This is a genomic window from Nonomuraea sp. NPDC048892 (genome assembly GCF_040649735.1).
In the GTDB taxonomy this organism is placed as follows: domain Bacteria; phylum Actinomycetota; class Actinomycetes; order Streptosporangiales; family Streptosporangiaceae; genus Nonomuraea; species Nonomuraea maheshkhaliensis.
This window is the reverse complement of the sequence record NZ_JBEZFZ010000016.1, coordinates 96,139-113,512: the sequence shown is the minus strand read 5'-3', so window position 1 is coordinate 113,512 and position 17,374 is coordinate 96,139. Positions and strand designations below refer to the sequence as shown.

Annotated in this window: 21 protein-coding genes and 1 riboswitch; of the genes, 13 read left to right on the top strand and 8 right to left on the bottom strand. The window is 71.6% G+C overall.

Features of this window, described 5'->3' with window-relative positions:
• Positions 1-13: 13 nt before the first annotated feature.
• Positions 14-616, bottom strand: coding sequence for an NAD(P)H-binding protein (locus AB0C28_RS38370; protein ID WP_357848141.1), 603 nt, complete (start codon positions 614-616; stop codon positions 14-16).
• Positions 617-670: 54 nt separating this feature from the next.
• On the opposite strand from AB0C28_RS38370, the gene AB0C28_RS38365 reads away from it, so the two are divergent.
• The 5 genes from AB0C28_RS38365 (at position 671) to AB0C28_RS38345 (ending at position 3,152) form a co-directional block, all read left to right on the top strand.
• Positions 671-1,021 (top strand): helix-turn-helix domain-containing protein, encoded by a 351-nt coding sequence (locus tag AB0C28_RS38365; RefSeq protein WP_346111959.1) that lies wholly within the window; start codon positions 671-673, stop codon positions 1,019-1,021.
• A 139-nt stretch (positions 1,022-1,160) separates the two neighbouring features.
• Entirely contained in the window at positions 1,161-1,538 is a 378-nt protein-coding gene (locus tag AB0C28_RS38360; protein ID WP_357848143.1) for a roadblock/LC7 domain-containing protein, read from the top strand.
• A gap of 3 nt (positions 1,539-1,541) precedes the next feature.
• Positions 1,542-2,342, top strand: a complete 801-nt coding sequence (locus AB0C28_RS38355; protein WP_357848145.1) for a hypothetical protein — start codon at positions 1,542-1,544, stop codon at positions 2,340-2,342.
• A 29-nt stretch (positions 2,343-2,371) separates the two neighbouring features.
• A complete protein-coding gene (locus tag AB0C28_RS38350) occupies positions 2,372-2,746 on the top strand; it encodes a roadblock/LC7 domain-containing protein (RefSeq protein WP_357848147.1) in 375 nt (124 codons plus the stop codon).
• A gap of 34 nt (positions 2,747-2,780) precedes the next feature.
• Positions 2,781-3,152: a hypothetical protein gene (locus AB0C28_RS38345; protein ID WP_357848149.1), complete on the top strand. Its 372-nt coding sequence runs from the start codon at positions 2,781-2,783 to the stop codon at positions 3,150-3,152.
• 45 nt (positions 3,153-3,197) lie between these two features.
• Here the strand turns inward: AB0C28_RS38345 and AB0C28_RS38340 are convergent, their stop codons facing one another.
• The 3 genes from AB0C28_RS38340 to AB0C28_RS38330 all read right to left on the bottom strand — a co-directional run bounded on the left by AB0C28_RS38340 (position 3,198) and on the right by AB0C28_RS38330 (position 5,345).
• Positions 3,198-4,043, bottom strand: a complete 846-nt coding sequence (locus tag AB0C28_RS38340) for an alpha/beta fold hydrolase (protein WP_358080358.1) — start codon at positions 4,041-4,043, stop codon at positions 3,198-3,200.
• 52 nt (positions 4,044-4,095) lie between these two features.
• Positions 4,096-4,662 carry a hypothetical protein gene (locus tag AB0C28_RS38335; protein ID WP_357848153.1) on the bottom strand — a complete coding sequence of 189 codons (567 nt, stop codon included), beginning with the start codon at positions 4,660-4,662 and terminating at the stop codon, positions 4,096-4,098.
• Positions 4,663-4,846: 184 nt separating this feature from the next.
• Positions 4,847-4,979, bottom strand: a riboswitch (cyclic di-AMP (ydaO/yuaA leader).
• A gap of 165 nt (positions 4,980-5,144) precedes the next feature.
• Positions 5,145-5,345, bottom strand: coding sequence for a DUF5302 domain-containing protein (locus AB0C28_RS38330; RefSeq protein ID WP_346111970.1), 201 nt, complete (start codon positions 5,343-5,345; stop codon positions 5,145-5,147).
• Between the two features lie 238 nt (positions 5,346-5,583).
• On the opposite strand from AB0C28_RS38330, the gene AB0C28_RS38325 reads away from it, so the two are divergent.
• The 4 genes from AB0C28_RS38325 to AB0C28_RS38310 all read left to right on the top strand — a co-directional run bounded on the left by AB0C28_RS38325 (position 5,584) and on the right by AB0C28_RS38310 (position 8,212).
• Entirely contained in the window at positions 5,584-6,564 is a 981-nt protein-coding gene (locus tag AB0C28_RS38325; protein ID WP_357848155.1) for a rod shape-determining protein, read from the top strand.
• Positions 6,561-7,139, top strand: a complete 579-nt coding sequence (locus tag AB0C28_RS38320) for a YetF domain-containing protein (protein WP_357848157.1) — start codon at positions 6,561-6,563, stop codon at positions 7,137-7,139. The genes AB0C28_RS38325 and AB0C28_RS38320 overlap by 4 nt, the downstream gene beginning before the upstream one ends.
• Complete coding sequence (locus AB0C28_RS38315; RefSeq protein ID WP_357848160.1) at positions 7,136-7,648, top strand: VOC family protein; 513 nt, start codon at positions 7,136-7,138, stop codon at positions 7,646-7,648. The genes AB0C28_RS38320 and AB0C28_RS38315 overlap by 4 nt, the downstream gene beginning before the upstream one ends.
• 123 nt (positions 7,649-7,771) lie before the next feature.
• A complete protein-coding gene (locus AB0C28_RS38310; RefSeq protein WP_358080357.1) occupies positions 7,772-8,212 on the top strand; it encodes a hypothetical protein in 441 nt (146 codons plus the stop codon).
• 14 nt (positions 8,213-8,226) lie between these two features.
• On the opposite strand, the gene AB0C28_RS38305 is transcribed toward AB0C28_RS38310, so the two are convergent.
• The 4 genes from AB0C28_RS38305 to AB0C28_RS38290 are packed head-to-tail and all read right to left on the bottom strand — an operon-like array spanning position 8,227 to position 11,907.
• Positions 8,227-9,447 (bottom strand): ABC transporter permease, encoded by a 1,221-nt coding sequence (locus tag AB0C28_RS38305; protein WP_346111977.1) that lies wholly within the window; start codon positions 9,445-9,447, stop codon positions 8,227-8,229.
• Entirely contained in the window at positions 9,447-10,241 is a 795-nt protein-coding gene (locus AB0C28_RS38300; protein ID WP_358080356.1) for an ABC transporter ATP-binding protein, read from the bottom strand. The genes AB0C28_RS38305 and AB0C28_RS38300 overlap by 1 nt, the downstream gene beginning before the upstream one ends.
• Complete coding sequence (locus AB0C28_RS38295) at positions 10,238-11,377, bottom strand: peptidoglycan-binding protein (protein ID WP_357848167.1); 1,140 nt, start codon at positions 11,375-11,377, stop codon at positions 10,238-10,240. Before AB0C28_RS38295 ends, AB0C28_RS38300 begins: the two co-directional genes overlap by 4 nt.
• On the bottom strand, positions 11,377-11,907 hold the full coding sequence (locus AB0C28_RS38290) for a hypothetical protein (RefSeq protein WP_357848169.1): 531 nt from the start codon (positions 11,905-11,907) through the stop codon (positions 11,377-11,379). The genes AB0C28_RS38295 and AB0C28_RS38290 overlap by 1 nt, the downstream gene beginning before the upstream one ends.
• A 189-nt stretch (positions 11,908-12,096) precedes the next feature.
• Here AB0C28_RS38290 and AB0C28_RS38285 point away from each other — a divergent pair, with 189 nt between their 5' ends.
• The 4 genes from AB0C28_RS38285 to AB0C28_RS38270 all read left to right on the top strand — a co-directional run bounded on the left by AB0C28_RS38285 (position 12,097) and on the right by AB0C28_RS38270 (position 17,364).
• Positions 12,097-12,753: a response regulator transcription factor gene (locus tag AB0C28_RS38285; protein WP_358080355.1), complete on the top strand. Its 657-nt coding sequence runs from the start codon at positions 12,097-12,099 to the stop codon at positions 12,751-12,753.
• Positions 12,750-13,964 carry a HAMP domain-containing sensor histidine kinase gene (locus AB0C28_RS38280; protein ID WP_358080354.1) on the top strand — a complete coding sequence of 405 codons (1,215 nt, stop codon included), beginning with the start codon at positions 12,750-12,752 and terminating at the stop codon, positions 13,962-13,964. Before AB0C28_RS38285 ends, AB0C28_RS38280 begins: the two co-directional genes overlap by 4 nt.
• Positions 13,965-14,074: 110 nt before the next feature.
• Complete coding sequence (locus tag AB0C28_RS38275) at positions 14,075-15,793, top strand: protein kinase (RefSeq protein WP_358080353.1); 1,719 nt, start codon at positions 14,075-14,077, stop codon at positions 15,791-15,793.
• Positions 15,790-17,364, top strand: a complete 1,575-nt coding sequence (locus AB0C28_RS38270) for a serine/threonine-protein kinase (protein WP_358080352.1) — start codon at positions 15,790-15,792, stop codon at positions 17,362-17,364. Before AB0C28_RS38275 ends, AB0C28_RS38270 begins: the two co-directional genes overlap by 4 nt.
• Positions 17,365-17,374: the final 10 nt, after the last annotated feature.

Here is a 17,374-nt window from a genome sequence, read left to right as displayed (position 1 = left end):
GCCAGTAGGCCGGTCAGTAGGCCACGGTGATGCGGCGGCGCGGGTTGGCGTTCCGCTCCACCTCTTCGGCGATGGCGACGGCGAAGTCCTCGGCCGAGATGTGACTGTTGCCCTCGTCATCGCTCAGAAGCTCGTCGCCACCGACCCGGAAGGTCCCCGTACGCTCTCCCGGGGCGATGACGGCGGGCGGGCAGACGAAGGTCCAGTCGAGGTCGTCCACCTCCCGATACATGCGCAGGGCGGAGCGCGCGGCCAGCGACTCCTTCTTGTACTCCTCGGGGAATTCGGGCGTGTCGACCAGGTCGAGGCCGGGGGCCACCTGGAGGCTGCCGGCCCCGCCGATGGCGATCACGCGGCTCACCCCGGCCGCGCGCAGGCCGTCGAGCAGGGCCCGGTTGGCGTCGAGGAAGGGCTGCTCGGGCTCGTCCACGTCGCGCGCGGGACCGATGGCGGAGATGACCGCGTCGTAGCCCTTGGCCAGGGTGGCGGTGTCGTGGATGTCGCCCTTGACGGGGCCGCGGCGGCTGAGGCCGGTGACCTCGTGGCCGCGGTCGCTGAGTTCGGCGGCGATGCGCTGCCCGACCATGCCGGTCGCGCCAAAGAGAAGGATCTTCATGCGACCAAGAGTATCCATCGGATACTGGTTACTTCATCGTGCTATAAGTACCTTATGGATACCGGCGATGTCTTCGACCCGAACTGTCCGACCAGGGTGGTTCTGGACAGGATCGGCGACAAGTGGTCGGCGCTGGTGCTGCTCTGCCTCGTCGGCGGCCCGATGCGCTTCACCAAGCTCAGGGAGCGCATCGGCGGGGTCACGCCGAAGGTGCTCACCCAGACGTTGCGGGCCATGGAGCAGGACGGGCTGGTGACGCGCGAGGTGTTCGCGGAGGTGCCGCCGCGGGTGGAGTACGCGCTCACGGACCTCGGACACTCGCTGCACGGCCCGATGGCGGCGGTGGCCACGTGGGCCGAGCAGAATGTCGGCCAAATTCTCCGAAGCCGTGAGATGCATTCATAAATCGTAGAGTTATCCGTACTGGTGGTGTTTTTCTTACCCGTAGCCATATAAAAGCCCAACACCACCATTCCTCCGCCGCGAGCGGATGACGCCGGGCCCTTACGCTTGCCTCCGTTCCATGAAAGGCGAGGGAGGTCCCGTGCTCGGAGTCGACACCTGCCTGGCAGAGGTCATGTCCATACCGGGGGCGCTGGACGCCATGCTGGTCGACCACACCAGCGGGATGGCGGTGGCCTTCAGCAGCGCGTCCGGGGTGGACGCCGACCGGTCGGCGGCGGCGCTCACCGAGGCGCTGCGGGCGACCACCGACGGGCTGGCCCGCACGTGCCCCGGCGACGTCGTGCGCATCGACGACATGCTCGTCACCACGGACAAGGGTCACCATCTGCTGCGGCTGCTGGAGACCGTGTTCGAGGGGCCGCTGGTCATCTACGTACGCCTGGACCGGGAACGTTCCAACCTGGCCCTGGCCAGGCACCGCCTGCAGAACATCTCCAGCGCCCTGACGACGAAGTGACCCATGACCAGGCTGGACACCCTCCTGGCCGGCCTGGCCCGCGAGCGCTCCACGGGTGCGCTCCGGGTCGGCAGGAGCGGCACGATCTTCCTCGCGGACGGGCGCGTGACGTACATGGAGTGCGCCCAGGCGCCCAGCGTCGAGCGGCTGCTGGCCGCCAGGGGCCTGATGAGCGAGGCGGCGCTGCGCCGGCTGCGGGACGACGGCGGCTGCGCGCGGCTGATCGAGGAGGGGCCACTCACGGCGGGCGAACTGCAGTACGCGGTGCTCGGCGGGGTGCTGGACGCGGCCTTCTTCCTGCTGCCGGTCAGCGGGGCGCGGCCGAAGTTCCGGCCGGGCGAGCGGCACTGGCTGGGCGGGCAGTGGTTCTTCGACGTCTCGGGGCTGGTGCGCGAGTGCGCGCGGCGGCGGGCGCACCTGGCCCAGATCTGGCCGTCGGCCGAGGTGGACACGCTTCCGGTACGCCCGCTGGCGCGGCTGCCCGGGCAGGGCGTGACGCTGAGCCGGGTGCAGTGGGAGGTCGTCGTCCGGGCCGATCACAAGGCGACGCCGCTGGAGCTGGCCAAGCAGATCGGGCGGCCGGCATACCCGGTGCTGCTGGCCGTCAGGAGGCTGGCCGCCTCGGGCCTGCTCGCCGAGCCGGAGCCCGCCGGCCTGCCCAAACGCGGCCAGCACGCGGCGGCGGGGAGACCGCCGCACGATCCCGGGGCGGCCCCCCAGCCGCTGGGGCCGCCCGTCACGGGCGATCCGACCGATCTGGCGCTGCTGATGCGGCTGAAGAAGGCGCTGGAGGAGCTGTCGTGAGGTTCCCCTCACTCAGGAGGAGGCCACCGGTGGAGCTACGACAAGAGGTGCTGGAGGAGATGACGCTCCTCCGCGGACGTACGCCGGACGTGGCCGGCAGCGTCGCCTGCACGGTGGACGGCCTGCCGATCGCCTGCGACCTGGAGAGCCGTACCGCCGAGCAGATCGCGGCGCTGTCGGCGGCGCTGCTCGCGATGAGCAGGCGGATGCTGGTCATCACCGGCCAGGGGGCCCTGGAGGAGACGCTCATCTCCGGCACCGCCGGCTTCGTGGCCTTCTACGCCGCCGGCCCCACCATCGTCCTCACGGTCCTGGCCGGACCCGGCGCGAACGTCGGGCTGCTGCGGCTGGAGGGCAGGAAGACGGCCGCCGCGGTGGCCGCCGTCGCAGCACGCAAGCACTGAGCGGAACCCGTTCAGAGACAAGAGAGGAAGAAGCATGGCCGGAATTGACGTCTCTCTCAAAGAGATGATGAGCATCGACGGCACGATCGGCGCGGCCATCGTCGATCACGGCAGCGGCATGGCGCTGGGCACGCTCGGCGGCTCCAAGGACCTCGACCTCCAGATCGCCGCGGCCGGCAACACCGAGGTGGTCAAGGCCAAACTCCGCACGATGGACTCGCTCGGGCTCAAGGAGAGCATCGAGGACATCCTGATCTCGCTGAGCACCCAGTACCACATCATCCGCCCGATCACCGGGCGCGGCGGCAAGGGGCTGTTCCTCTACCTCGCGCTCGACCGCTCGCGCGCCAACCTGGCGCTGGCCCGGCACCAGCTGCGGGGCATCGAGGAGAAGCTGGAGATCTGACAGCGCCGTGGCCCGCGCGCGCGGCGCGGGCCACCGCTCGCCGCCTCAGGCGGAGGTCAGCTTGGTGATCTCGGCGGTGAAGGCGGGCCAGAGCTCGCGCGGCAGGTCGTGCCCCATGCCGGGGTAGGTCACCAGCCGCGCTCCCGGGACGGCCGCCGCCGTCGCCCGGCCGCCAGCCACGGGGACGAGCGGGTCGGCCTCGCCGTGCAGCACCAGCGTCGGCACGCGCACCCCCTTCAGCCCCTCCGTACGGTCGCCCGACGCCATGATGGCGGCGAACTGCCTGGCCGTGCCCGCCGGGTCGAAGCTGCGGTCGAAGGAACGCCCGGCCATCTCTATGATCCGCTCGCGGTCCAGCTCGTAGCCGGGCGAGCCGATGACCGCCCACCGCTCCACCGCCTGCTCCAGCGCCGACTCGCGGTCGGCGGGCGGGCGACCCATGAGCGCCGCGGAGGCGGCCTCGGTGGGCGGGGCGACGGACGGGGCGGGGGTGGACATGATCGAGGTGAGGGTCAGCACCCGCTCGGGGTGGCGGATGGTCAGCGCCTGGGCGATCATGCCGCCCATCGAGGCCCCCACCACGTGGGCGGACGGCCAGCCGAGCACGTCCATGAGGGCCGCGGCGTCGTCGGCCATGTCGTCCAGCAGGTAGGGGGCGGGCGATCCCGCCGCCGGTACGCCCGCGTCGTGGAAGTGGGTGGACAGCCCCACGTCGCGGTTGTCGTACCGGACGACGTGGTGCCCCTGCTCCGCGAGGAGCTCACAGAGCCCTTCGTCCCATTGGATCAGCTGGGCGCCGAGGCCCATGATGAGGAGCAGGGGCCGGCCCTGCGGTGAGCCGAAGCTCTCGTAGGCGATGTCGATGCCGTTCGCGGCTGCGCGGTTGGTCACGAAGACCAGAATGACATTCTGGTCTTGACTCTGCAAAGGCGGACGTCCTGCGTCAGCTCTGGGCCTCGTCCTGCGGCGGGGTGGCCGGGTTGCGGTCACGCTCGGCCCACGCGCGGGTCGAGAACGGGACCGGGTAGTTCTTCTTGCCCAGGCCGTCGCCCCACTTGGTGATGACGTAGTCGATCTCGATGTGGCCCTGGCCGCCGACGCCGTCCACGCCCAGCGTGCTGGAGTTGAACCGGCCGCCGGTCAGCTCGGCGAACGTCTTGGCGTCGAGGTCGAGCATGATGCCGCGGTTGGAGGGCTCACCGGGGCCGCGGTCGCCCACGAAGAAGGGCATCTTCTTGCCCTTGTACATCACGTACCCCTCGGTCATGAGGGGCCAGCTGGGGCTGGCGGCCAGCCCTTTCTGCATGGGCTTGCCACTGGCGGGCAGGCCGGTGTCGCCGGCGCGGCCCGAGGCGTCGTCCCAGAAGTACGAGGCCGTGGTGGAGCCCTTGAGCAGGACCTTCTCGTCCGTGCCGGTGGCGGCGTGAGCGGCCGGGCCGGCGATGGTCAGCGTGCCGATGGCGATTGCGGTAAGGAGGGTGAGGGAACGCAGGCCAGAACGGGCAGACATGAAAAGGTAAACCCTTCGCGAGGGGACAAGGGAGTTTGCGCCCATGGGGGAATGGCGCGTAGCGGGAAATTCACCTGACGTCGCTACGCGATGCGCAAAATGACGAGCCTTTGGAGAAGGGGGCCGCTCTAGTAGGCGGCCGGCACGCGGTCCGGGGGTGTGACACGCTGATGCATGGGGTGATCGGTCCTCTCCATCACGCCTACCGGGTTAGCTGACGGGTTCGGGCGTGGAGATGCCCTACCGGCGTGTGGCCGGATTCACCCCATGAGGTGGGTCCCCGGTTCCCTGGGTTCGGGATTCGGCGCCAGTCGGCAGTCTCTTTGGGTAAGGACTAGGTCACCGGCTGGTAATGGCCGTTACTCTAACTATGGAAACGGACATACGCAAACGTTTCGCCACGAACAGGTCGAAAGATCTACCTTCGTCCGGGAATGAAGAAGGGGGCACGGGCATGCCGTACCCCCTCGGATTTTTCAGCCTCAGCCGCCGCTCTTGCGCCTGAACGATCTCTTACTCGCAGCCGGACCGTGCGCCCCGTGGATCTTCGAAGGGTCGACGCCCCTGCCACCCGCGCCCGAGCCCGCGGCCTGGCTGCGCTTGCGCTCCAGCGCCTCACGGAACTTGCGCTTCATCTCGTCCTCGGGAGTTTCGCTGACTTCCGGCTCCGGTGTATCCGCCATGAGGACCTCCAAGGTGTTGGGGACACTGACAGCTTCGCATGACACCGCTTACGACGCGAAACCGGCCTCGACCTTGCCCTGCGGCACGGGAGGCGGCCGCAGCCGCCTGTTCGGCGGCGCCACCAGCGCGATCATGGCCCCGGCGCTTCGCGGTCGTAGGCGAGCACGGTTTCAGGGTAAAGGGGTTCCTTTGCGTTCCTGGTGTTGCTTTGGAGCGGTCCAGGAAAGGGATACGCCAATGAGACTCCTCGGTCGTGACCTCGCAATGGATCTGGGAGCCGCGAGCACGCGGATCTACGCCAGGCGCAAGGGCATCGTGCTCGACGAGCCCTCCGCTGTCATGTGTGACGGCCGGACGGGCAAGGTCATCGGGTACGGCGTGGAAGCCGCCGCACTGGGCGGGGGCGGGCGTACGTGCTGGCCGGTCAGCGGCGGGCTGCCCGCCGACACCGAGCTGGCCCGGCGCATGATCCGGCACTTCCTGCGCAAGGTGCACTGGCATCCGTACGCCCGCCCGCGCGTGGTCATGGCGCTGCCCGCCGACTCCACCCCGATCGACCGGGCGGCGCTGCGTGACATCGCCTACGAGGCGGAGGCGCGGACGGTGCAGCTCGTCCCGCACGCCCTGGCCGCCGCGCTGGGGGCCGGGATGGAGCTGGACGACTGCACCGGGCACATGGTGATCGACATCGGCCGGGACGCGGCGCGGATCGCCGTACTGTCCGGGGAGTCGGTGGTGGCGGCCGGTTCTGTGCCGTACGGGGGGCAGGCCGTCAACCGGGCCATCGCCCGCTTCGTCGAGCGCGAGCACGGGCTGCTGCTCGACGAGCCCGAGGCCGAGTCGGCCAAGCGCCGCGCGGGCGGCGGGGACCGGGAGATCATGGTGCACGCCCGCGACCCCGACACCGGGCGTGAGCGCGAGCTGACGCTGCCCGTGGAGCGGATCTTCGAGGCGACCGCGCAGCCGGTCGAGTCGATCGTGCGGACGGCGATGGAGACGGTCGAGCGCTGCCCGGCCGAGCTGACCGCCGACCTCGGGGTGCGCGGCGCGGTGCTGGTCGGCGGGGGTGCGCTGCTGCGCGGGCTCGGCCGGCGGCTGCGCGAGACGCTGTGCATGCCGGTACGCCGGGCCGAGCACCCGCTGGAGGCCGTGGCGCTCGGGCTGGGGCGGTGCGTGGACGAACTGGGGCCGATCGGGAGGCTCCGGGGGCGTCTATGACAGACGACCTGTTTCACACAGGTGTCTCGCTCGCCGACAAGGCCATCAGGACCGTCGTCGTCTATCTCGCCGTGGCCGCGTTGCTGCGGATCGGCGGCAAGCGCGGCATCGCCCAGCTCAACAACTTCGACTTCGTGGTCATGCTGCTGATGAGCAACGTCGTCCAGAACGCGATCATCGGCCCGGACAACTCGCTGGCCGGCGGCCTGGCCGGGGTGGTGATCCTGATGGCGGTCAACGCGGTGGTGGTGCGGCTGGCCGCCGCCGTGCCGATGGCCGGCAAGCTCGTGGAGGGCGGCCCGGTCGTGCTGGCGCGCGACGGGCAGTACCTGCACCGCGCGCTGCGGCGGCTGGGCCTGCGCCAGTCCGATCTGGACGTGACGATCCAGCTCAGGGGCGGTACGAGCGTGGCCGACACCCGGCTCGTGCGCCTGGAGCCCGGCGGCGCGGTGCTCGTCCGGCTGCGCCCCGAGGAGGAGAACGCCGAGCGCGGCGACATCGACGAGTTGCGCGCCCGGCTCGATCGCATCGAACGCAAGCTCGACGCGCTGGCCAGGACAGGAGGTGGCGCATGACCGCACGCGGCATCGACCACGTCGGAGTGACCGTGCCCGATCTCGACGCGGCGACCGAGTTCTTCGCCCGCGCCTTCGGCGCCGAGGTCCTCTACGACACCCTTCCGCGCTCGGACGGCCCCAAGGGCGGCTGGGGCACGGAACGACGGCTCGGCGTGCCCCAGGGGACGGCCGAGGTGGCGGTGCGCATGCTGCGGCTGCCGAACGGGCCGGGGATCGAGCTGTTCGAGTTCAGCGGGCCCCGCCAGGGGGAGGCGGCGCTGCCGTGCGATCTGGGCTGGCAGCACGTCGCCGTGTACGTGGACGACGTGGACGAGGCGCTGCGGCTGGTGACCGAGGCGGGCGGGAGTCCGCTGTCGGAGCCGGTGCCGCTGCCGGGGCCCGAGGCGGGCGAGCGCAACCGGTTCGTCCACTGCCGCACGCCCTGGGGCTCGACCGTGGAGCTGGTGAGCTATCCGGATCCGCAGGCGTACGAGAAGGAGACGGACCTGCGACGCTGGCGGCCCTAGTGGCGTAGCAGCGGTCCTGCCCCGGTGCTCGCGGCCGGCCGCCGGCCCGGCGGCCCTGGTGCGGTGGCTGCGCTTTTCGTGATTGGGCCGTTAGCAATCGGTGATCTTGGCTAAGATCATCGCGTGCGCACCCGCCGTCACGCCCTGTCCGCGGTGCTCTTCTGTCTCGCGGCGATGACGGCGTGCGCGGCCCCGTCCGAACTGTCCACGCTGGCGGAGGCCTCCCGGCGGCTCGACTCCGACGCCGGCGACCTGCTCGGCGCGGCGGAGCTGCGGCTGTCGGCGGTGCGGCGGGCCGACGACGACACCTGCGTCCCCGGCCAGACCCGGCACTTCTTCCAGGCGGAGACCGACGCCGAGGACGCGCCGGCCGGGCTGCTGCGGCGGCTTCGGGCCATGGGGTACGCCGAGGTCGTCGACGATCTCGACCTGCGCGACGAGGCCCACCAGGTGTCGTTGTTGCGTGACCCCCTGACCCGGGTGACGTTCGAGCTGACCGTGTTGTCCGGCGACCGGCCCGGCGTCCGGGTGGTGGGCAAGACGATCTGCTACGCGACCGGCTGACGCCCGGGGCCGGGTCACGGGGTGGACAGCGCCTCCGTTGGGGAGAGGCGGGAGGCGCGGACCGCCGGGTAGAGCCCCGCGACGGCGCCGATGGCCAGGGTCGCGGCCAGGCCGCCGAGCGTGGCCCAGGCCGGTATGACCGAGGGCCAGCCGCTGTAGAGGGCGTACCCCATCGTCACCGCCGTCCCCAGCAGGATGCCGCCGAGCCCGCCCAGCGCCGACAGCAGCAGCGACTCCGCCAGGAACTGGGTGCGGATCTGCCCCCTGGTCGCCCCGAGCGAGCGGCGCAGGCCGATCTCCGCGCGGCGTTCCAGCACCGAGATGACCATCGTGTTGGCCACCCCGACCCCGCCCACCAGCAGCGCCACCGCGCCCACACCCAGGAGCAGGTTGGCGAACGCCTCGTTGGTCGCCTGCTTGGCGGCCAGCGCGTCGGACGGGCGGGAGACGTCCACCTCGTTCGGCGCCTCCGGGTTCGCCGTGCCCGCCAGCACCTGCCGTACGGACTCCAGTCTGGCCTCCTCCGCCCGCGTGTAGAGAACGGTCGGATGCCCGTCGAAGCCCAGCCGCTCCTCGGCCACCGGCCAGCCGATCATGACGCCACTGTCCAGCTCGGCGGCCAGCGCCACCGGTTCCAGCACGCCGACGACCGCGAACCGCACGCCGCCGACGACGATCTGCGTGTCCTCGCCGACCGGCCCGATGCCGAGCCGCTGGGCGGCGGACGCGCCGATCACGGCGGCCGGGTACCGCTCCGTGGCCGCGTTGAGCCACGTCCCGCTGCGCAGGGTCGCGCCGACCGTGGCGGGCAGGTCGAGGCGGGCGGCGTAGGCGTTGAGGCCGCCCGTCTGCGCCTGCGGGATCCGTTCCGAGCGGTAGACCTTCGCCTCGGCGACCTTTCCGATCGAGGACGCGGCCTGTACCGGGCCGATCCGCTCGATCATGACCTCCGCGTCCACCGGCATCTGAGCCGCCTCGCCCATGAGCGTGGTGCCCGAGGAGATGGTCAGCAGGTTCGTGCCCAGGGCCGACAACTGGCGGTCGAGCTCCGCGCCCGAGGAGGACGAGAGCCCGACCACGCCGACCATGGCCGCGATGCCGATCGCGATGCCCAGTGCGGACAGGAACGCCCGCAGCGGGCGCGTGCGCAGGCCGACCGCGCCGACCCGCATCACGTCGCGCGGCCGCATCCTGGCCGGCGCCGGCTTCGGCCGCGGCACCTCGACGACCGCCATCACGCCACCCCCGATTCCACAGACCCGGACGAGACAGACCCGGACGAGACAGACCCGGACGAGACAGACCCGGACGAAACTGACCCAGATGACACAGCCCCCGCCGAAGGCTCCGAGGCGACTGCGGAGTCGGAGACGATCTCGCCGTCGCGCATCCGCACCTGCCGGGGCAGGCCGGCCGCGATCTCCCGGTCGTGGGTGATGATCACGATGGTGGTGCCGCCCGCGTTCAGCTCGTGCAGCAGCTCCATCACCCCGGCCCCCGAGACCGAGTCCAGCGCGCCGGTCGGCTCGTCGGCCAGCAGCAGCGGCGGATCGCCCGCCACCGCCCTGGCGATGGCCACCCGCTGCCGTTCCCCACCCGACAGCTCGTGGGGCTCGTGGTCCATGCGGTGCCCGAGCCCCACCCGCTCCAGCGCGACCGCCGCACGACGGCGCCGCTCGGCCCGGCCGAGGCCGGTGTAGACGAGGCCGTCGGCCACGTTGTCCAGCGCCGGCACCTTCGCGGCCAGGTGGAACGACTGGAAGACGAACCCGATGGTGGTCGCCCGCAGCGCCGACAACTGGTTGTCGGACAACGTCGAGACGTCGTAGCCGTCGATGTGCAGACTTCCCGAGGACGGCCGGTCGAGGGTGCCGACGACGTTGAGCATGGTCGACTTCCCCGACCCCGACGGGCCCGCGATGGCGACCAGCTCGCCGTGGCCGATCCGCAGCGACACCGACCGCAGCGCCGCCACGCCGCCGGGATACGTCCGTGACACGTCCCTCAAGGCGATCATGGGGTACGTCATTTCGCGATCCCCACGGTCATGCCCTCGCTCAGCCCGTCGCCCGAGACCTCGACCCGGCCGCCCGCGTACAGACCGGTCTCGACCCCGACATAGCGGGACCTGCCGCCCTCGACGACCTCAAGGCCGTAGCCGCCCTCCTGCAACGCCACGAGCGCCGCGATCGGCACGGTGAGCACGTTCTTGCGCTGCGAGGCGGTGAACGTCACGTCCACCGCGGCCTTGTCGAGCCCCTTCGCGGACTTGGCGGCGCCGATCGAGACCAGCGCCTCCACCCGCGTCTGCGGCTCCTCCTGCCCCTCCCCCGGCACGATGACCGTGGCCACCTCGGTCACCTTGCCCTTGACGCTCTTGCCGTCCGGCAGCGTGACCTCGACCTTGGCGCCCTTCTTGGCCATCCGCTGATCCTCGGCGTCGAGCTGCACCGTGATCACCTTGGCCGTGCCCGTGTACGTCAGCACCTTCATGCCCGGCGTGACCGGCGCGCCCTCCTCGGTGTCGAGGCTCTCCACGCGGACCTTGCCGGGGGCGAACACGACCCGGCCCAGCTCGACCACGCCGGTCTCCTCCAGGCCGCGATCCTCCTGCCACTCCATGACGGCCTGGGCGGTGTCCCAGGTGAACTCGTCGTCCACGGTGAAGCCGTCGTAGCCGAGCTTGTCCAGGTTGCGTTCCAGGTTCTCGACGTCCTTGCCCTCCATGCCGTCGCGCAGGTCGCGGTAGGCGGGACGGTCGCCGTACATGAGCACGACCGGCTTGTTGTCCGCCCGGAACAGCGACCGGCCGCGGCTGATCGTCGCGCCGCTGTCGGGCAGCCAGGTGATGGTGCCGGGCTGCCTGCTCACGGCCGTGGTCACCGGGCCGTAGCCGAGCTCGCCGTCGGCGTCCCTGGTGTCGTTCAGCGTCTGCCTGGTCACCGTCGTGGTCGCGGGCGGCAGCACGGCGGCCGCCTTGGTCGGGCCGGCGCCGGCCTCCAGCACGCCCGCGCCGTTCACCGCGACGAGCGCGCCGCCCGCGACGGCGGCCACGGCCAGCAGCCCCGCCACCAGCCTGCCCCTGCCGCGGCGGCGCCGGCGCGGCGGCGGGGCCGCGCGCTCCGCCGTGCCGTCGAGCGTGGTCCCGTCGGTCACCGGGCCCATCAGGAACCTCCCATACCGGCCTCGGCGGACTCCTTCTGGCACTTCTCCTGCGCGGACTTGAAGTCGGGGTCCTCGCCGACGTCGCGGGTGATGCGCATCATGCCGCCCTCGGGGTCGGGGTAGTTCTCGACGCCGTTGTCGCGCATGCACTGGGCGAGTTTGCGCAGGTTCTCGGCCATCTTGGGGTCTCCGCCGCCCTTGCGCTGGCCGCTCGGGGCGTACTGCTTGCAGGCGTTCTGGGCCGCGTCGACCTTCTCCTGGGGCGTGTTCTTGTCGAACCTCATCGTGAACCTGCCGCTGGAGTCGGGGTCGGGCACGTCGATGCCGTTCTCGCGCATGCACTGGGCGAACTTGAGCGCCCTCTCCTGAGGGTCCTCGCTGGGCTTGGCGCCAGCCGTGCTCTGGTTCGACGCGCCCCCGTTCACCGAGGCCACGTCCGCCCCGCCCCCGCCGTCCGCGCCGCAGCCCGTCAGGACCAGGGTGAGCGTCAGCGGCGCCGTGACCAGCGCGCCGAGGATTCGTCCTCGCATGACAGTTCTCCTCCGTCGAATGAATGCCGTTCGAGGGGAGATGCAATAGGTCGGGGCGTTTCCTCAGCGTTTCCGCCGGCTGCTCATCCGGAACGCGCGGCTTATCCGGAACGCGGCGGCTTATCCGGAACGAATATCCGTTCCGTCACACTCGGCTTCGTAAGCGGACGGAAAGGACCTGAGGACGCCATGCGGGTACTGGTGGTTGAGGACGAGCCGACGCTCGCCGACGCGATCGCCGAGTGGCTGCGCGAGGAGACCCACGCGGTCGATCTGGCGCACGACGGTGCGGCCGCGCTGGAGCGGATCGCGGTCAACGACTATGACGTGGTCGTGCTGGACCGCGACCTGCCGCGCGTGCACGGCGACGAGGTGTGCCGGGAGATGGTGGCCTCCGAGTGCGCCGCCCGGGTGCTGATGCTCACGGCCGCCGCCCAGCTCGACGACCGGGTGACCGGGCTGTCCCTGGGCGCCGACGACTACCTGCCCAAGCCGTTCGCCTTCCCCGAGCTGGCCGCCAGGGTGCTGGCGCTCGGGCGGCGTTCGCGGCCGGCCGTGCCGCCCGTGCTGCGGCGGGCCGGGATCACGCTCGACCCGGCGCGCAGGGAGGTGTTCAGGAACGGGCGGTTCGTGCCGCTGTCGAAGAAGGAGTTCGCCGTCCTGACCGAGCTGCTGCGCGCGGACGGCGCGGTCGTGTCCGCCGAGCAACTGCTGGAGAAGGCATGGGACGAGAACGCCGACCCGTTCACGGGCGCGGTCCGGCTCACCATACTCAAGCTGCGCCGCAAGCTCGCCAACCCGCCGGTCGTGCAGACCGTGGCCGGGGTCGGGTACCGGATCGCATGAGACTTCCGCGGCCCAGCACGTTGCGGCCCACGCTCAGGCTGCGGCTCACGGCCGTCTACGGGGCGCTGTTCTTCCTCGCCGGGCTGGCCCTGCTGGCGGTCACGTACCTGCTGTTCAACCAGCAGCTCGACCGGACCTTCGAGGAACGCTTCTCCTCCTCCGAGCCCGGCAGGAGCAAGCAGGTCTTCCTCACCAGGGACGGCGTCACCGTCTACGGCGAGGAGGCGAAGGAGTGGCTGCGGCAGCAGGAGGCGGGGATCCAGTCCGCCGCGCTCACCTCGCTGCTCGCGCAGGGCGCCGTCGCGCTGGTCGTGGTCGGGGGCGGGGCCGTGGGGCTGGGCTGGGTGGTGGCGGGCCGGATGCTGGCGCCGCTGCGGCTGGTCACCGACACCGCCCGCAGGATCGCCGCCGCTCCCATGGCCGAACGCGGGCTGCACGAACGCATCGCGCTCAGCGGCCCCGCCGACGAGGTCAAGGACCTGGCCGACACGTTCGACACCATGGTGGAGCGGCTCGACCACTCCTTCGACGGGCAGCGCCGGTTCGTGGCCAACGCCTCCCACGAGCTGCGTACGCCGCTGACGTTGAACCGGGCGCTGGTCGAGCTGGCCATGCACCGCCGTACGGCCACGACCGACGTCAAGGAGCTGGGCGAGAGCCTGCTGGAGATCAACACCCGGCACGAACGGCTCATCAACGGGCTGCTGCTGCTGGCCAGGTCCGAGCAGGACGTCGCGGACCGCTCGCCGGTCGACCTGGCGGACGTGGTGACGCACGTGGCCGCGCAGAGCGCCGACGAGGCCGCCGACCGCAAGGTCACCCTGTACGAGGTCAGCGCCCCCGCCCCGACCACCGGGGACGCGCTGCTGCTCGAACGGCTGGTGCACAACCTGGTGGAGAACGGGCTGCGTTACAACCTCGACGACGGCACCGGGTGGGTGCGGATCGTCAGCCGTACCGTGTCGGAGTTCCAGGTGGAGGTGGAGGTGAGCAACACCGGGCCGAGCGTGGCGCCGTACGACGTGCCGCTGCTGTTCAAGCCGTTCCACCGGCACCGGCCCGAGCGGACGGTGACCGGGACCAGCGCCGGGCTGGGGTTGTCGATCGTCAGGTCGGTGGCGGTGGCGCACGGCGGTGACGTCAGGGCGCGGCCCAGGGAGGGCGGCGGGCTGGTCGTGGTGGCGGCGCTGCCACGGGCGCGGGACTACTGAGGTCTGGATGAAGGAACCTTCGGTGGGTGTGTGACTTCACCACAAATCCTGATTCGAGTCGCTATCGTACGTAAAGATCTGCCGCACCCGTCTCAGGAGTCACTTCTCTCATGGCGAACGTCGAACCGCTGCGGGAGGACGACCCACCGGCGGTAGGACCGTACCGGCTGCTCGGCCGCCTCGGCGCGGGCGGGCAGGGCACCGTCTATCTCGGGCAGGCGCCCGACGGCCGGCGCGTCGCGGTCAAGGTGCTGCGCGGCGGCGCCGGGTTCGGGGCGCGGTTCGCCAAGGAGATCGAGGCGGCGCGGCGGGTGGAGCCGTTCTGCATCGCGCAGGTGCTCGACGCCTCGCCGGACGACCGGCAGCCGTACATCGTGACCGAGTACGTCGAGGGCCCCTCGCTCCAGCAGGCGGGCCGCCACACCGGCGCCGACCTGCAGCGGCTCGCGGTCGCCACAGCCACCGCGCTGGCCGCCATCCATCAGGCCGGGGTCGTGCACCGCGACTTCAAGCCCGCGAACGTGCTGCTCGGGCCCGGCGGGCCGCGTGTCATCGACTTCGGCATCGCCCGCGCCATGGACGACCCCGTCACGCACGGCGGCGGGATCGTGGGGACGCTCTCCTACATGGCTCCTGAGCAGCTCGCCGGGCAGCCGCTGAGTCCGGCGGCGGACGTCTTCGCGTGGGCGTCGGTGATGGTGTGGGCGGGGACGGGCGCGCCGCCGTTCGGGCAGGACACGATGCCCGCGATCATCAACCGGATCCTGAACAACGAGCCTCAGCTGGGCGAGCTGCCGCACGGGTTGCGTGCGATCGTGTACGACTGCCTGGCCAAGGATCCGGGGCGGCGGCCGACGATGCGGGACGTGATCCTGCGCCTTCTCAGCGGCCAGAACGCCGGCCCACCACCGCAGTCCAGTGCAGGGCCTGGGGCGGGGCCGGCGTCGGGGCCGGGGCCGGGGTTGGGCGGCTGGGCCCAGGGCACTCCCATGCCAGGGCCGCCGGGGGCGATGCCACCGGGCGCGGGGCGAGCGGGCGCGGGGCACGGTCACGGCTACGGACCGGGACATGGGTCTGGGCAGGCGCCGGGGAACGGGGCCGAGTACCGGGGTAAGCGGCGGGGGTCGGTGCTGGTGGCCGTGGCCGCCGGGGTGGCCGGGTTCATGGTGGCGGCGCTCATCGCCGGTGTCGTCTGGGCCGCCCCCTGGTCGGGCTGGAAGGGCACGGCGTTCCTCTCCGCGGGCTCCCCCACCCCGGGCACCAGCCAGGACACCGATCAAGACACCGACCCGGACGCCGACGAGGACGACACGGCGGACAGGACGCCGGAACCCAGCCATAAGCCCACGAAGACCACCTCAAAGCCCCGTACCACCGCCCCCAAGACCCAGAAACCCACCCGGAAGCCCACCGCGACCCCCACCCGGACAAGTACACCGGCGCGCACGAGCGCCCGTCCGACCCCCGCCCCGACCAGGACCACCAGGAAGCCCGCCACCAGCGCCAGGATCAGCATCCTGCAGATCGACATGTTCGGCGGCCCGGGCCAGTCGGACGCGAGCGGCTGCTACATGCCCCCGGTGCACTTCCAGACCTCGGTGGAGTCGAGCAGGCCGGGCATCTGGGTCTCGTACAAGTGGACCATCGACGGCCAGGTCCGCGTGAACAACAGGTCCTGGGTGTCGGAGGGCGAGTACACGGCGTTCGTGACGTCCGGGCAGTACATGCTGGACGCCGGCCGCCACACGATCGCCCTCAACGTCACCGCGCCCGCCGCCACCCGCAAGAGCATCACGATCGAAGTCTGCTCTTTGGACGACTACCAATGACGCCCGAGGCCATCGGCCCCTACCGGATCGTCGGGCAACTCGGCGAGGGCGGCCAGGGCATCGTCTACCTGGGCTCCGCCCCCGACGGCACCCGCGTCGCGATCAAGGTGCTGCGCGAGGGCGTGATCGGCGACGGCCGCTTCGCCAAGGAGATCGCCGCCGCGCGGCGGGTGGAGCCGTTCTGCATCGCGCAGGTGCTGGACGCCTCGCTGGGCGGGCGGCCGTACATCGTGACCGAGTACGTCGAAGGGCCTTCGCTGCAGCAGGCCGGCCCGCACATGGGGGCGGACCTGCAACGCCTGGCCGTCGCCACCGCCACCGCGCTGGCCGCCATCCACCGGGCCGGGGTCGTGCACCGCGACTTCAAGCCGGCGAACGTGCTGCTCGGCCGCGACGGGGCGCGCGTCATCGACTTCGGCATCGCCCGCGCCATGGACGACGCGGTGACCCGGACCAGCAGCATCGTGGGGACGCCCGCGTACATGGCTCCCGAGCAGTTCCTCGGCGCGCCCGCCGGGCCGGCCGTGGACGTGTTCGCGTGGGGGTCGGTGATGGTGTACGCGGTCACCGGCGCGCCGCCGTTCGGCAACGACTCGCTGCCCGCGGTGCTCAGGAGGATCCAGTACGAGGAGCCGCGGCTGGACGGCGTGCCTGAGCCGCTGCGCTCGATCGTGCACGCCTGCCTGGCCAAGGATCCCACGGCCCGCCCGGCCATGCAGGACGTCCTCTTCCAGCTCATCGGCGCGTCCCCCGTGCGCCCACCCCAGCCGCCCCGCCCCGCCCTCTTCCCAGCGGGACCGCCCCCGGGCACGGCCGGTGGCCCCGGAGCGGGCGGTGGCCCCGGGCCGATCCCCGGACCTGGGGCGGTTCACGGGGCCGTCCATGGCAGGGCCTTCGCGCACGAGACGACCGGTCCCATGCGCACGTCGTCCCGCAACGGTCTCGTGCTCGCGCTCCTGGCCGGCGGCACGGCGGTCGTCGTGACGGCGGGCGTGGCCGCCGCGTGGGTGTGGTGGCCCGGTTGGCGCGGAGGCGGCCCCGGCACGACGGCCGCCATCACCGGCCCGGCCTCCACCCCCGCCTCGACCCGTACGACGAGCAAGGCCAAGCAGTCGGCCAGAACCCTGAGACCTACCAAGACCCCGGCCCGAACCCCGAAGACCACGCAGACCCCCCGCGACACGCCCGCGCCACCCACCCCCACGCCCGTCCGCACGAGGAAGACCACCACGGCGCAGCCGAGCGTGAAGCCCACCACCGCCGAGCCGTCCACCGGCGGCGGCGTCAAGTCGGTGACATTCACCTATGAGGGCATCAGGGTGGGCGACTGCTGGCGCTACGACATGAACATCTGGGCCAAGGTCTCCGCCACCGGCACCTACAGCTACCGCTGGCTGGTCAACGGCCAGAACCAGGGCAGGCAGTCGGGCACGCCAGGGTCACGGCCGCTGCTCCCGTCCATCACATGGAAGGGAGAGGGCACGTACCGCGTGGTCTTCGAGGTGATCACCCCCGCCCGCAGCCAGAAGAGCGTCACGGTGAACATCTGCGGCCTCGACGAGGGTTGGTGAGCTTCGGTCG